Source organism: Kocuria tytonicola (genome assembly GCF_003687455.1).
Taxonomy (GTDB): domain Bacteria; phylum Actinomycetota; class Actinomycetes; order Actinomycetales; family Micrococcaceae; genus Kocuria; species Kocuria tytonicola.
Map to the genome: position 1 here is coordinate 1 of NZ_PHOA01000059.1, position 15131 is coordinate 15131.

Here is a 15131-nt window from a genome sequence, read left to right on the forward strand (position 1 = left end):
CAGGGTGAGGTCTGGGGTGGGCATGGGTCCAGGGTAGGGCGAGCCTCAAGGATCCACATCCAACCAGCTCCAGGTCAGCAGCAAGTTACCTTCAACATACTTATGCTCGACCAACTAATTCAATTACAGGACCATTTGCAATAAACTGCCAGAGAGCTGCGCACGGGAGACAGAAATGTTAATAACACACCTGTACCCCTATGATGTGTGACAAACACATGTTTATTGTATTATCGGCAGGATTTAGAGTCTGCATGCCTACCGCCATTCGTCAACTTTCATAGTTTTCTATTTTTGTCATTAGATATTGCACCGAATCGTAGACAACAGCCCCCACAGACATCTTTTTGACAAACTCCCAGCAACTCACCCTCTTTGAATTCCTTGGATCGGGAATATCGGCGCCCTCCGGATTGGGCGCTTCCCCACCTTCACCACCACTACCGCCCTCGGGATCGCGGCCCACAGTAGACGAACTACCACTGATCGTCGAGTGCCCATCCCTCAAGGTATTGATCAGATCATCCCGCACGCTCGACCGGGCAAGGTAATTAAGACCGCCAAGGATCACCAAAATCGCGCATACTACCGACATAGCGACCCCCATCAGGGTGTTATTTTCAGAAATAAATATAACTCCGAGTAAATACGATACCAGTGTCATACTAATGCATAGCACGCCCACCATATAGTCTGCCTTGACGAAGTTCTTTGCAACTTCTTTAGCTACCATCTCCCGTGAGAGGCGGGCGTACGCAGTGGCCACCCCGCCCTCCGGGTTCAATTCGAGCTCCTGAAGTAACCTCACGGTTTTTGTCCAACCATCTATTTGCTCATGCGTGGCATTTCGCTCCCCCTTTGTGAGGATCCTTTCCAAGAGGGATCCCAGAAGTGTCGACCCAAGCACGGCTGGAATAATTACGGCCCAAAAATCTGTCATCGAGTTTCCTGTTTAAATACATTTGATAGCTGATTGATTCTAAATTCAGGTGGATTTCATCTCATAGGCGATTGTTCCGCCCGCTCCGCAAATGCGTCGCTCGCCGCGAGCACCTCGTCACTGCGCCAGAACGGCCCGAGCTTGTGCTCGGCCTTGGACTTCACAATCCCGGCGTCGGTGAGGGCGCGCAACGGCGGATACACGTTCGGCTGCTGGACGCCCAGCTCCGCGGCAGCGGTGGCGCTGTCCAGCACGGGGCGGCGGGCCAGGACGTCCAAGAGCTTCCCGGCGTTGGAGTTCTTCCGGACGGTGAGCCGGGCGTCCCACTCGCTGCGGATGCGGTCGATGTCCGCCACAAGTTGCCGTGCATTGGCGACCGCCCGGAAGGAGGGGGCAGAGAACTGCTGCACGATGGGCTCCACGTCCCCGGCCCGGTAGGCGTCCAGCGCTGCGTGATATCTGTTCACGTCCGCGAGCAGCCCCGCCGAGACGGGCACTGCGACGTTGCGGGTGACACCCCAGCGCCTCAACATCGCCTGCGCCAGAGCGCGACCCGTGCGCCCGTTGCCGTCGGTGAACGGGTGGATGGTCTCGCACTGGGCGTGCGCCACCGCCACCGTGACCAGTGGACTGGCGGCGCTCCCATTCATGCACTGCACGAGGTCCGTCACCAGCTCGGGGACGCGTTCGTGCACGGGAGCCACATACGCCGCACCCACCGGGGAGTCGGACCGGGTACCGATCCACACGGGCTGGTCCCGCCACTGGCCAGGGGTGTGCCGGGGCTGTCCCGCCATCAGCACTCGATGCATGTCCAGGATGGCCTCGGCGGAGAGGGTGTCCGCGAGTGCCAGCGCGGACTGCATGGCCCGGGTGTTGGCCGCGATTTCCTCCGCGTTCCGGCTGCGGCGCACGCCGAGCTCCGCACTGAAGATGGCCCTCGCGGACGCCGTGAGGTTCTCGATCTGAGAGGATGACGCCGCTTCTGAGCGGAGCAGCACCGGAGCGCACGACGCCACACGCTCCCCCAGCTCTGCGTCGAACCGCGCGAGTTCGTGGGACGCTTCCTCCGTGTCCAGTCGCGTGTCCTCGCTCAAATCCGGGACGAGCCCTTTAATGAACGGAACCACCGCAGCCCGATAGGTTTCAGCGCGCCCGCCCCGCGTGACGCCCACGCACCACGAGGCCTGAGCACTGGACACCCACGCCAGCTCCTCGAGCCCCATGGCCGGCCAGCTGTGCTTGCTCAGAAGATCGCCTCCCACAATTATGAGTAACTGAATTTCTCATAAAGTTGCGCTCCGGAGTTACGACTTCCGCTCGCGCACGACGTCACCGGAGGGCTCCAACCACCGGATCCCGACGCCGCTAGCGCCCCTCCCGCAGCGACGGCGAGCTCATTCACGGACGAACTTCTGCCCATCGCATTTCAGGTACACCTTTGCGGCGCCCTGGAGGAGGAACGCGCCTGGATGCCACCACACCATCCAGACGGATTCAGCAAACCCTCAAAGGGCCCAGAAACATCTCCGCCGTTGGCAAAAAACCGGAATGGCGGTCGCCAAGAAGTGCCACATGCATGAAATGCTCATGGGAGTCAATGCGGTCACCGCGATAGAAGCCCGCTCATACCGGCCCAGAAAAACCCGGCGACCCAGAAGAGCACAGGTCAGCTCCGAAGACCAAGAGAATGGCGAGAGCACCCTTGGCACCCATGCTGAACGGCGTGCCAGAGTACGGCAACCAAATCTGGTTGCTGGAGGAACTGAAGCTGCAGTTTGCGGCCCGATGTTGTCAAGCCACGCTGCCAACGGTACACATGCAAGCCTCAGCTGACTGCTCACCGAGCGAAGACCGCGGACAACCGCGCACCGAGGAAGGCCACGGCTCCTCCACCCACAGGCAGAGACCTACAGCAGGGAGTCTGGCGTTCCCCAAGGTGATGCGTCGGCGGCAGGGATGTGTTTTGACAGGTACCTCTGCAGTGCAGGATCACAGGCATAAACATAGGTTCCCTGGATGCCCCGCGTCAGAAGAACGTGGTAGGCGTTGAGGACATACTGCAGGATGTCCTCGTCGCTGTAGTAGATCCCCAGGGCTGGGTTGTTCTCCCGCCCCTTTTTGTCGAAGTAGGAATCGCGCTCGAAGCAGATCTTCTGCGAAGTCTCGTCGAACCTGATGTCGGGCCCTATGACCACGCCGGCCCAGTTCAGGTCATACCCCTGGACCGTGTGGATGGAGCCCATTTCATGGCTGGAGTTGGCGCTGCTGATCCAGTCCACCAGGGTGCCGTTCCACCGGAGTTTCACGCCGTCGATCTCGATGTCGTACTGGGTCTTGTCCTTGCGGCTCTTCCACTCCCACGCGTATCCCGCGACCACTCTGCACAGTCCGACCCGCTCATCAAGCTCGAGGATCTTCTCCCGCATGGCAGAAAAATCTGAATAGAGCCTCAGGTCGTAGTCGCGGAAGGTTTGCGGCTCAGCAGGCGGGTGGTTGCTGAAGACGGACTTGATGTACCCGAGGTAGTCCTCGTCCTCCCTGATCCGCATCTGGGTCTGCAAACGATAGAACCTGTGGTGCAGCTGCGCGTTCTGGATCACCGAGCGCGTGTTCTGCGCTGGGAGGTCCGCCGGACGAACGCTCTGGGTCTGGTCCAGGAGCAGGATGCTGTGCCGACTCTTGACCCGGATCCAGTCCAGCTGCGTCCAGGATGTGGAGTCCTCTCCGAAAAGTGCGGTGTTGATGTCTGCGAACTTCTTGTTGAGGGGTCCAGAGGCCTGGTTCGCCCGCTGGTTGAGGCGGTGTGCCTCGTCGACCACGAGTAGATCGAAGTCGTCCTGCGACTCGCCGACCTGGAAGGGAGTCATGACCTGGATCCCCTCCATCCCGGGGACCTTCTTGAAGACCCGTGTGATTGTCGTGCGCAGGGACTGCTGCGGAACGACCAGGCCCAGACGCATTCCCTGGAGCATCTCCGCATATCCCTGCGTGTAGTAGTCCGAGAAGATGGTGTCGTTATCCATCGTCTCATCGGGGTCGCTGTCCCGGATGTCGCAGAGGAGCTTGAGGAGATAGATCGCGACAATGGTCTTTCCCGTGCCTGCGCTCCCCTGGATCACGATCGGAGTGGAGACATCGCGTTCCGGACCCGTTTCACGACTCTCCAGCGCAGGGGAAAGTTGTCCAAGAGTCCCGCTTCCCTGCTCCTCCACGGACAGGTCCTGGAAGAGACCTTCGAGAATGTCCTCCACGGCGATGGCCTGGTCGTGGGTGAGCGACTTGAAGGGCGAGTACTTGAATAGCTCCGTGTTCTCGATCTGAGGGACCGTGCGCTGAAACAGGTGCTCGGATTCACGAAGCGTGTCGAACACACTGCGGAACGTCTCCCGGTACTCGGCACGGCGGTAGTAGTTCGAATTCGTGACGCCGTCGTTCCTGTTGCGGATCCGGTAGTGACCATCCCCGGAGAACCATCGGATCAGGTGGGATTCCAGGTCAAGACAGACCGACTTGTTGTAGGTCTCCTCCAGGATGACTCGCACGACTTCGAAGTTCGCCTTGCTCGGGGACGCAAGGTGCTGCTTCATCCTGAGCGAAGCGTTGAGGGACTCACCCACATAGACATCGCGCTGGTTGTTGAGGACATAGACCACGGGCCAGTTCTGAAGCATGACCTGGGTCTTCTCGCGCTCAGCCACATCCTGTTCGCGGAAATCGAACCGCTCAACGCTAAAGCTCATCGTATTTCCTCCTCGAACCGCGGGCTTTCTCCACAGGGTACTTGTCAGCCGTGATCCTCAATTTCTCGACCACGAGGTCACACGGATCTTCACCGAGACGATCCGCCAGAAGCAGACAGTACGTGAGGACGTCCGCGAGCTCGAGGCGTGCTTCCGCGCGATTCTCCACTCCCCACTGGAAGCACTCGAGCAACTCTCCCGCCTCGATGGAAATGCTCATGGCGAGATTGTCCGGCGAGTGGAACTGCGCCCATTCCCGTTCCTCAACGAAACGTCGCAACTGTCCACGAACCTCATTCAACTCCATGGGGTGAACCCTATAGTTGGCCCAGCAATCCGTCTCGCAACCGTAGCGAAACCCAGGCCCCTTGGACAAGTGGCCTCGCCGCGTGACGTCCTCACTCGGGCAGCGGCATCCCTTCTTGTGGCGGGGGAACTTGGTGCGCACCTTCCCGTCGCGCTCCGCACAGGGCTTGCTGCGCTCCTTGCGGCCGTGGGCTCAGCGGACAGGCGTATCGGAAACTCCTCGAGGCTTCAGAGTCATTCCCTCGGGGCAGAGCGGTAGAGCTCGACGGCACCCGCACCCTGGAAACATGGCTCACAGTGGATTCTGGTTCTTCCGGATGTCTCCCGCGCAGCGCAAACAGTGCGTCCGCGATGTCGTGGCGTCCTGCCGCCACCTGATCCGCCCGTCCCGGTGGCGCGGCGGGCCGGTGGCGGAACTCCGATCCTGACGGGCCACGGCCTATGCCCTGGAACGCGGGGAGCACCTGGACACGGTTGAGTGGCTCGGGGACGAAGAACTCGTCCCCCGGCCGTTGCCCAAGCCCTGAGGAGGAGCATGAATGCACAGATTCTGAAGTTCCTGCCCGGCGTCGGCTCCCTGCTGTGCCTGGTGACCGCACTGCTCATGCATTTCGTGTGGCACGAGAGCACCTGGGCTCTCATGGTCGGGCTGCTGGCGCTCCTGCTCAGCCAGATTCCCGCTCCCGGCACGGCGGCCCGCAAGCGTGCGGCCCAGGAGGCCGCGCGCACCCGGGAGGCCCGCACAATCCGGGCCCAGCGGCGTCGTCTGCTGGCGGACGTGCAGGCGCACCAGCGCAACGTGGCCCGTGGGAAGGGCCCGGCGGCGTCGCCCTGAGACCTGGGCGCACGGCGGACGGCAGCACCTGCGAAACCCGTCATTGCCCACCCCGACCACCACTGATACCCATAGGGCATAAAACTCACCAGTAAGTGTCGTTCATCACGCCCTCCCCGGTATGAATGTATCCACCGGTCGTCCTGTTGACCCGCCGAGCCCCGGCGCCGCCCCACGCGGTGGCCGGAGGGCGCGGCCGGGGCGGGAAACCGGCCCGATCTTTCGGACCCGTTCAGTGGAGGCCCCATGCCCCGTACACTCAACCGCCGCGCCCTCCTGGCCGCAGCGGCGTCGTTACCCGTGCTGACCGGCGTGGCCGGGTGCTCGGGCGGCTCGACGGCCGCCGGGGGCACCCAGCAGCTCGTGTGGTCCACGTTCGGGGTGGGCACGGGCACGTACAACGACCTCGCCGCGGTGGCCAACACCCTGACCCAGGAGACGGGCCGGCAGATCCGGCTGATGACCTCGGACACCGGGATCGGGCGGCTCGCCCCGCTGATCAACGGCACGGCGCAGTACGCGCGCACCGGGGACGAGTACTACTACGCGTTCGAGGGCAATGACGAGTACTGCTCCGAGCAGTGGGGCCCGCAGGCCGTGCGCCTGGTGTGGACACCTCCGGGCAACTACGGCGTGCTGGTGCGCAAGGACAGCGGCATCGAGACCGTGGCGGACCTGAAGGGCAAGAAGTTTCCCAAGCTGATCGCCAGCACCTCCATCAACCGCAAGCTGGAGGCCATCCTGAACTTCGGGGGCCTCACCGGCAAGGACGTCCAGCAGGTGGCGGTCACGTACAGCGGGCAGATCGAGGCGCTGAAGACCGGACAGATCGACGCCCTCTACCAGAACGTGGTGGGCGCGAACGTGTCCGAGCTGGCCTCCCAGTACCCCATCCGCTGGCTGAACCTGGGCGGGGGCAAGCCCTCCCAGTACGCCACGTGGAAGGAGCTCGCGCCCATGGTCAAACCCGGCGAGTTCAGCAAGGGCGCAGGCCTGGCCAAGGGCGAGACGGCCGTGAACATGCAGTACACCATCCCCATTGCGGCCCGCGCGGACCGGCCCAAGGACGAGGTCGCCGCACTGGTCGCGGACCTGGACCGGTACTACCCCGACTACAAGGGCACCACCCCGGACGCCCACCGCTTCGGCACGGACCAGATCCAGCTCACGCCCCTGGTGGTCCCGTTCCACGAGGCCATGGTGGAGTTCCTCACCCGCAAGGGCCGCTGGTCCGCGGACCTGCAGACCCGCCAGGACGCCCTCCTGGAGCGCGAGCGGCTCATGCGCGAGGCCTGGCCCGAGTTCTGGAAGGGCCAGAAGGACCGTGAGGACCCCAAGGCCGCACGCAAGGAGTGGGTGGACTGGAAGAAGGCCCACCTCCCGCAGCTGCCCGACACCCCCGGCACCCTGCCCGGCACCTCGTCCACCCCCGCACCCTCCGGAGGCCACGCATGAGCACCCCGTACCAGCCGGCCGACGCCGCCGGGCCCACCGACACCGCGGCACCCGCTGGCACCGTGGGGCCTGCCACTGCCCCAGGACCGGCCATCGACCCCCGCACCGGCGCCCTGATCACCGCCACGCACCCCCACGGCGCGGGCGCCGGCAGCTCCGCGGCCGCAGCCCTCTCCGGGGACGACGACGCCGCCCGGCCCACCATGCCCTCGGACGTCTCGCTCCACGACGCGAGCCCCCGCCTCACCCCGTTCTGGCGCACCACGCTGATCGTGCTCACGGTAGTGGGGATCCTGCTGACCATGAACCAGGTGTTCTTCTGGAACGTGGGCGGGGTGACAGTTCCCACCAACTCGTTCCTGTACTTGCTGATCGCGGTGTTCGTGCCGATCGTGTTCATCGTGACCCCCGTGCGCAAGCACCTCCCCGCCGAGGAGGCGGCCCCGGTCCGCAGGGGCGTGCCGTGGTACGACGTGGTGCTGATCCTGGCCGTCATCGGCACGAGCGTGTACTTCGCCGTGCACGGCATCGAGATCCAGGAGTACGGCTGGCAGTTCATGGCCCCCACCCTGGCCACCGTGCTCAGCTTCGTGTTCTGGGCCCTGATCCTGGAGACCCTGCGCCGGGCCGCCGGACCGGTGGTGCTCGTGATCGCGTTCATCTTCTCGGTGTACCCGCTCTTCGCCGGTGTCATCCCGCTGTCCTTCCTGCAGGGCATCTCCTACGACCTCCCCACCCTCGCCACCGTGCACACCATGGGCGTGGACAGCGTCCTGGGCCTGCCCCTGCAGACGGCCGGGACCATCCTGGTGGGCTTCCTGCTCTTCGGCGTGGTGCTGCAGCACACCGGCGGCGCGGACTTCTTCCACGAGCTGTCCATGGCCGTGTTCGGCCGCTACCGCGGCGGCTCCGCCAAGGTGGCCGTGGCCAGCTCCGCGGCCATGGGCATGGTGAGCGGCTCGGCGGTGTCCAACGTGCTGACCACCGGGCCCATGACCATCCCCGCGATGAAGCGCTCCGGGTTCAGCGCCCGGGTGGCCGGCGCCGTGGAGGCCACGGCATCCTCCGGCGGCTCCATCACCCCACCCATCATGGGCACCGCGGCGTTCCTCATGGTGTCCTTCGTGGGCGTCCCGTACACCACCATCCTGGTGGCCGCCACGATCCCCGCGATCCTCTACTACCTGGGCATCTTCCTGCAGATCGACGGCTACGCCGCCCAGCGCGGCCTGCGGGGCACGCCCCGGAACCTGCTCCCCCGCGCACGGCACGCCCTGGTGCAGGGCTGGCCCTACCTCGGGGCGCTGGCCGTGCTCACGGTGCTGCTGTTCACCACGGACTCCGAGGCCCAGGTGCCGTACTGGGTGGTGGCCATCCTGCTGCTCATCGCCCTGGTCAAGCCCAGCGTGGCGTTCGGCCCCCGGCAGTGGGTGGACATGGGCGTGGACGTGGGCAAGACCCTCGCGCAGATCGTGGGCATCATCGCGGGAGTGGGCCTGATCCTGGGCGGTCTCACCGCCACGGGCGTGGCGCTGTCCCTGTCCCGGGACCTCGTGGCCCTGGTGGGCGACAACGTGGTGCTCATCCTGATTGCCGGGGCCGTGGTGTGCTTCGTGCTCGGCATGGGCCTGACCATCTCCGCCGCGTACGTGTTCCTGGCCATCGTGATGGTCCCGGCCGTCACGGCCCTGGGGGTGGACCCGATCGCGGCCCACCTGTTCGTCATCTACTGGGCCTCGGTCTCCTACATCACCCCGCCCGTGGGGCTCGCGGCGTTCGCCGCCGCGGGCATCTCCAAGGCCACGCCGATGGCCACGTGCTTCTCCGCCATGAAGCTGGGCGCCGTGAAGTACGTGGTCCCGTTCGGCTTCGCCCTCAACCCGGCTCTCGTGGCGCAGGGCGAGCCCCTGCACATCGTGCTGGCCTTCCTCTCCAGCCTGGTGGCGGTCTACGCGATCGCCGCCGCCATGGGCGGGTGGCTCACGTTCGTGGAGCGCCAGCTGCCCGTCCACCTGCGGGTGGTCCTGGCGGTGGGCGGGTTCATGATGTTCCTGCCGGGGGCGGTCGTCACGCTCGTGGGCCTGGCCCTGGTGGTCGCGGCCGCCGTGGTGGCCCGCGCCGGGAAGCCCCGCGACGTCGTCGACCCCGAGACCGGGGAGATCACCCGCGTGGCCCGGCAGGTCTGACGCCCCGCCTGCGGGAGCCCGAGCATTGCCCGCGCCGAGGGAGATTCATGCCGGATGCGCATGAATCCCCCGCGGATGCGGTCCGCGTCACCTCCACCCGGTATGAAAGAGGATGAGGACACAGGCGGGCCGCGAGGCACCGCACCACACCGCGAAGGAGAACGCACCATGAACACGGAGCACAGCGACGTCCTGACCGTGGAGGTCACGGACGGGATCGCCCTGGTCACCGTCAACCGCCCGGAGGTCCGCAACGCGATCAACGCCACGGTCCTGCAGGCCCTCACCGGCACGCTCGCGGAGCTGGCCGAGGACGACGACGTCCAGGTGCTGGTCTTCACGGGCGCCGGGGACAAGGCGTTCGTGGCGGGTGCGGACATCAACGAGCTCGCCGTGCGCACCCCCAAGGACGGGCTGAAGGCCACCATGCAGGGCGTGTACGAGAAGGTGGAGCAGTTCCCCAAGCCCACGATCGCCGCGGTGAACGGCTACGCGTTCGGCGGCGGGCACGAGCTGGCCCTGGCGTGCGACATCCGCATCGCCGCCACCAACGCGCAGTTCGCACTGCCGGAGACCGGGCTCGGCATCATGCCCGCGGCCGGCGGCACGCAGCGCCTCGCCAAGCTCGTGGGCCTGGGCCGGGCCACCGAGATCGTGCTCACCGGGCGTCGTGTCACGGCCCAGGACGCCCTGGCCATGGGGCTCGTGACCCAGGTGGTGGAGCAGGACCAGCTCCTGGACACCGCCCGCGAGACGGCGCAGGCCATCATGGCCAAGGGCCCGCTGGCCATCCAGCTGGCCAAGACCGTGATCCGCCACGGATTCGACGTGGACCACCAGACCGGGATCCTGCTGGAGCGCCTGGCCCAGTCCGTGCTGTACAGCAGCGCGGAGAAGGCCGAGGGAACGACCGCGTTCCTGGAGAAGCGGACCCCGGATTTCCGCACCGCAGCACAGAAGGACGTGAACAAGTGAGCGAGAATCCCCTGGAGAGCATCAAGCACATCACCGTGATCGGCGCGGGGGCCATGGGCTCCCAGATCGCCATGGTGTGCGCCCTGGCCGGCTACACCACCGACGTGGTGGACATCAAGCAGGAGGCCGTGGACCGCGCCTGCGAGCAGCTGCACTCCCGCATGGACCGGGACGTGAGCAAGGGCCGGCGCACGCAGGAGGACGTGGACGCCGCCTTCGAGCGCCTCACGTTCTCCACGGACCGGGACGCGTGCGCCGCGCAGGCGGACTTCGTGATCGAGGCCGCGGTGGAGGATTTGACGATCAAGCGCCAGGTCTTCGCGGAGCTGGACAAGGTCTGCCCCGAGCACACCATCCTGGCCACGAACTCCTCCAACATCGTCTCCTCGCGGGTGGCGGACGCCACCAACCGCCCGGACAAGGTGTGCAACGTGCACTTCTTCAACCCCGCCCTGGTGATGAAGTGCGTGGAGGTGGTCCCGCACGAGGGCACCTCCCGCGAGACCATGGAGACCGCCATGGAGCTCGCCCGCTCCATCGGCAAGGCACCCGTGCAGCTCAAGAAGGAGGTTCCCGGCTTCGTGGCCAACCGCCTGCTGGGCGCCCTGCGCACCGAGGCGCTGAAGCTCTACGAGGACGGCGTGGCGGACTACGAGGACATCGACGTGGCGGCCAAGACCGCCCTGAACCACCCCATGGGCCCGTTCGAGCTCATGGACATGGTGGGCATCGACGTGGTCTACCTGATCCGCCTCGCCGAGTACGAGCAGACCGGTGACCCCGCCTCCCTGCCCGCGGAGTCCATCAAGGAGAAGTACGAGGCCGGGGACTACGGCCGCAAGTCCGGCAAGGGCTGGTACGACTACGAGTAGTAGACCGCGGTCTCACGCCCCGGGGATCCCCGCCGCACCCGTGCGGCGGGGGTCCCCGTACAGGTTGCGGGCGAGGTTCACCACGCCGCGCAGCGCGGGATTGGGGTCCGCGGCGCGCCACACGAGCTGCACCTCCAGGGGCCGCTGGGCGCCCGCGAGGGGCCGGAACACCACGCCGTCGGAGGAGACGTTGTCCCGCACGCTGTCCAGGCTCAGGGCACAGCCGATCTGAGCGGCCACGAGCACCACGAGCGTCCACGAGTCCGGCGCCACCTGGGCCACGCGCGGCACGAAGCCCGCGGCGGTGGCCAGGGACGTGAGCCGGTTCTGCAGGGCGGCACCGGGCCCGGTGGGCAGCACCACCCAGGACTCGTCCGCGAGCTCGGCCATGTCCACGCGCGGGGCGTCGGCCAGGCGGTGGTTGCTGGGCAGCACCACCATGACCTCCTCGTGCCCCAGCACGCACGAGCGCAGCTCCGCGGGGATGAAGTCCCAGCGCCCGATTGCCACGTCCAGGGCACCGTCCAGCACCTTCTCCAGGGCCGTGTGGGAGAACTGTGAGCCGTGCAGCTCCAGGTGCACGCCCGGGCGGTGCGTGCGGATGTGGCGGGCCAGCTCTCCCACCTTGCGGTTGATGGACGCGCCCGCGAACCCCAGGCGCACCCTGCCGGCCTCCCCCGTCACGGACTTCGCCACCGCCGCCCGCGCGTTCTCCGACGCCGCCACGAGGGCCTTCGCGGGATCCACCAGTGCCGCACCGGCCGGGGTGAGGGACACCTGACGGGTGCTGCGCTCGAACAGCTCGGTGCCCAGGGACTTCTCAATGCTCTTGATGAGCCGGCTCAGGGGCGGCTGCGCGATCCGCAGGCTGGCCGCCGCGCGCCCGAAGTGCAGCTCCTCCGCCACGGCCAGGAACGCCCTTGCCTCGTGAACTTCCATGGCGGGAGACTACGTGATTGTTGCCACACACGCATCACTGGGCCACCCTTTTTGTATTGGACACGGCCCAATGGCGGTGGTTGTGTGGGGTGAAACACACCTACCAGTGGAGCGTTCATGACTCTCAGCACCACGTCCGCGGGCGAGGGGCCCCTCAGCGGCATCGTCGTCGCGGACTTCTCCCGCATCCTGGCCGGCCCGTACTGCACCATGCTCCTGGCGGACATGGGCGCCACCGTGATCAAGGTGGAGGGGCCCGGAGGGGACGACACGCGGCTGTACAAGCCGCCGAGCGTCAACGGCATCGGCACGTACTACCTCTCCGTGAACCGGAACAAGCACTCGGTGGTCCTGGACCTGAAGGACCCCGAGGACCTCGCGACCGCGTACGAGATCATCGACGCCGCGGACGTGTTCATCGAGAACTTCAAGCCCGGCGGTCTGAAGCAGTTCGGTCTGGACGCCGAGTCCGTTGCCGAGCGGTGGCCGGGGATCGTGCACGCGAGCATCACCGGTTTCGGCACGGACGGCGGTGCCCACCTGCCCGGCTACGACCTCCTGGTGCAGGGGGTCTCCGGGTTCATGTCCGTGACCGGTTTCCCGGACGGGCCGCCCCAGCGCGGCGGGGTGGCGCTGTTCGACGTGATCACGGGACTCCACGCGGCCATCGCGGTCCTGGGTGCCCTGCACGAGCGCACCACCTCCGGGCGCGGTCAGCACGTGGAGCTGGACCTGTTCTCCGCCGCGCTGTCCGGACTGGTCAACCAGACCACGGGCTACGCCGCGTGCGGCAACGACCCCCAGCGCCTGGGCAACGAGCACCCGAGCCTGTTCCCGTACGGTCCGTTCCCCACCGCGGACAAGGACCTCATCATCACGGTGGCGAACAACTCCCAGTTCACGCGCTTCACCACCGTGCTGGGCATGCCCGACCTCATCCAGGACCCCCGCTTCGACAGCGTGGAGCACCGGAACGACCACCGCGAGGAGCTGCGCCCGCTGCTGAACGAGGCGCTGCGGGGCGACACCGCCGAGGCCTGGGCCGAGAAGCTGCAGGCCGCCGGCGTGCCGTGCGCCCCGATCCTCACCATCCCCGAGGGGGTGCAGTACGCCGAGTCCCTTGGTCTGCACCCGGTGGTCCAGGTGGGCAGCGGCGAGGACACCGTCCCGCTCATCAAGAACCCCGTCACGTACAGCCGCACCCCGGTGCGCTACGACAAGGCCCCGCCCGCGCTGGACGCGGACCGCGAGGCCGTCATGGACTGGCTGCACTCCCACCGAAAGGACCCGTCATGAGCGAGCTGCTCGAGAACCCCGACTTCTTCCTGCTGGACCAGGACCTCTCGCCGGAGGACGTGGCCCTGCGGGACCGCGTGCGCGCCTACGGTCAGGAGCACATCCTCCCCGCGGTCAACGAGGCCTGGGAGGCGGGCGAGCACCCGCTGCCCGTGTTCCAGGGACTCGCGGAGCTGGGCATCGTGGGCACGTTCATCGAGGGCTACGGCTGCCCCGGGCTCTCCCGGCAGGCCGCGGGCCTGGTGGCCCGTGAGATGGGCCGGATCGACGGCTCCGTGAACACGTTCTTCGGAGTGCACTCCAACCTGTGCATGGGCAGCATCTACATGCTCGGCAACGAGGAGCAGCGGGAGCGCTTCCTGCCCGAGATGGCGAAGGTCCGCAAGACCGGCGCGTTCGCGCTCACGGAGCCGGACCACGGCTCGGACTCCGTGTCCCTGGAGACCTCCGCCCACCGGGACGGGGACCACTGGGTGCTCAACGGCCACAAGCGGTGGATCGGCAACGGTCACGCCGCGGACGTGATCGTGCTCTACGCCCGGGACGAGGCGGACGGTCAGGTCAAGTGCTTCGTGGTGGAGAAGCAGGAAGACGGCGAGTACCCGCAGGGCTACCGTCCCGAGGTCATCACGGGCAAGATCGGCAAGCGCGCCATCAACCAGGCGGACATCGTGATCGATGACCTGCGGATCCCCGCGGAGAACCGGCTGGAGAACTGCAACAGCTTCAAGGACGTCAACAAGGTGCTCAAGGCCACCCGCGGCGGTGCGTCCTGGGAGGCCGTGGGCCACGGCATGGCCGCGTTCGAGATCGCCGCGAAGTACGCCCTGGAGCGCGAGCAGTTCGGCATGCCGATCGCCAACTACCAGCTCGTGCAGGAACGCCTGGCCACCATGCTCTCGGACCTGACCTCCATGCAGCTGATGTGCACCCGCATGGCGCACCTGCAGGAGACGGACCAGCTCACGGACGCCATGGCCTCCCTGGTGAAGATGACCACGTCCCGCAAGGCCCTGGACATGTGCCGCACCGCCCGGGACATGCTGGGCGGCAACGGGCTGCTGCTGGAGAACCACATCGGCCGCCACCTCACGGACATGGAGGTGGTCTCCACGTACGAGGGCACCGACTCCGTGCAGGCACTGATCGTGGGCCGCGCCATCACCGGCGTCTCCGCGTTCACGCGCACCCGCCGCTGAGCCGGCCGGGTCCGCGGGCCCGCCGCCGGGGTGCCCAGGTCCGCGAGTCCGCAGGCCACGGCGCCGCATTGGGTGCTCGACGCCGCGGACCCCCTCCGGCGCCCGGCTCACGGTGCCCTGCTCCCGGCACCCCGAGCGCAGGGGTGCCGGGAGCTCCCACGGCGCACGTCCCCGGTCTTCCCGTGACGCACGGCTCACAGCGGCGTCATAGCGGGGCGTGACACCATGGTGGGCGGGTCCGTCGTGTCCGAGACGGGCCCGCCCAACGTCTTCCGGTGAGGTCCTCCGTCCGTGTCGTACGCCCCCTACCCCCCTGGCTCCGATCCCCGCGGTGCTGAACCGCGCCACCCCGGCGCGTACCGCGGCACCCCCCCCGCGCCGGTGC

General features: G+C 66.6%; 12 protein-coding genes. 7 read left to right on the forward strand and 5 right to left on the reverse strand.

Going from position 1 to position 15131, the window contains the following annotated elements; translation table 11 throughout:
- Window positions 1-271: 271 nt before the first annotated feature.
- The 4 genes from CWC38_RS12040 to CWC38_RS07620 all read right to left on the reverse strand — a co-directional run bounded on the left by CWC38_RS12040 (window position 272) and on the right by CWC38_RS07620 (window position 4903).
- Entirely contained in the window at window positions 272-940 is a 669-nt protein-coding gene (locus CWC38_RS12040) for a hypothetical protein (RefSeq protein ID WP_124106151.1), read from the reverse strand.
- Between the two features lie 56 nt (window positions 941-996).
- Window positions 997-2205 (reverse strand): Fic family protein, encoded by a 1209-nt coding sequence (locus tag CWC38_RS07610; RefSeq protein ID WP_240625149.1) that lies wholly within the window; start codon window positions 2203-2205, stop codon window positions 997-999.
- Window positions 2206-2850: 645 nt separating this feature from the next.
- Window positions 2851-4683: a DUF2075 domain-containing protein gene (locus tag CWC38_RS07615; RefSeq protein WP_240625150.1), complete on the reverse strand. Its 1833-nt coding sequence runs from the start codon at window positions 4681-4683 to the stop codon at window positions 2851-2853.
- Entirely contained in the window at window positions 4673-4903 is a 231-nt protein-coding gene (locus tag CWC38_RS07620) for a MazG-like family protein (protein ID WP_338067534.1), read from the reverse strand. Before CWC38_RS07620 ends, CWC38_RS07615 begins: the two co-directional genes overlap by 11 nt.
- 621 nt (window positions 4904-5524) lie before the next feature.
- On the opposite strand from CWC38_RS07620, the gene CWC38_RS07625 reads away from it, so the two are divergent.
- From CWC38_RS07625 to CWC38_RS07645, 5 genes are all read left to right on the forward strand, one after another.
- Window positions 5525-5824 (forward strand): hypothetical protein, encoded by a 300-nt coding sequence (locus CWC38_RS07625; protein ID WP_121846191.1) that lies wholly within the window; start codon window positions 5525-5527, stop codon window positions 5822-5824.
- Window positions 5825-6070: 246 nt separating this feature from the next.
- Complete coding sequence (locus CWC38_RS07630) at window positions 6071-7279, forward strand: TAXI family TRAP transporter solute-binding subunit (RefSeq protein WP_121846192.1); 1209 nt, start codon at window positions 6071-6073, stop codon at window positions 7277-7279.
- Complete coding sequence (locus tag CWC38_RS07635; protein ID WP_121846193.1) at window positions 7276-9465, forward strand: TRAP transporter permease; 2190 nt, start codon at window positions 7276-7278, stop codon at window positions 9463-9465. The genes CWC38_RS07630 and CWC38_RS07635 overlap by 4 nt, the downstream gene beginning before the upstream one ends.
- A gap of 168 nt (window positions 9466-9633) precedes the next feature.
- The gene (locus CWC38_RS07640; RefSeq protein WP_121846194.1) at window positions 9634-10440 is read left to right on the forward strand and encodes an enoyl-CoA hydratase/isomerase family protein; all 807 of its coding nucleotides are present in this window, start codon (window positions 9634-9636) and stop codon (window positions 10438-10440) included.
- Window positions 10437-11312 (forward strand): 3-hydroxyacyl-CoA dehydrogenase family protein, encoded by an 876-nt coding sequence (locus CWC38_RS07645; RefSeq protein ID WP_121846195.1) that lies wholly within the window; start codon window positions 10437-10439, stop codon window positions 11310-11312. Before CWC38_RS07640 ends, CWC38_RS07645 begins: the two co-directional genes overlap by 4 nt.
- A 12-nt stretch (window positions 11313-11324) precedes the next feature.
- On the opposite strand, the gene CWC38_RS07650 is transcribed toward CWC38_RS07645, so the two are convergent.
- Complete coding sequence (locus CWC38_RS07650; RefSeq protein WP_121846196.1) at window positions 11325-12251, reverse strand: LysR family transcriptional regulator; 927 nt, start codon at window positions 12249-12251, stop codon at window positions 11325-11327.
- Between the two features lie 117 nt (window positions 12252-12368).
- Between CWC38_RS07650 and CWC38_RS07655 the strand changes: the two genes are divergently transcribed.
- Window positions 12369-13547, forward strand: coding sequence for a CaiB/BaiF CoA transferase family protein (locus tag CWC38_RS07655; protein WP_121846197.1), 1179 nt, complete (start codon window positions 12369-12371; stop codon window positions 13545-13547).
- Complete coding sequence (locus CWC38_RS07660) at window positions 13544-14746, forward strand: acyl-CoA dehydrogenase family protein (protein ID WP_121846198.1); 1203 nt, start codon at window positions 13544-13546, stop codon at window positions 14744-14746. Before CWC38_RS07655 ends, CWC38_RS07660 begins: the two co-directional genes overlap by 4 nt.
- The last annotated feature ends 385 nt before the right edge of the window (window positions 14747-15131 follow it).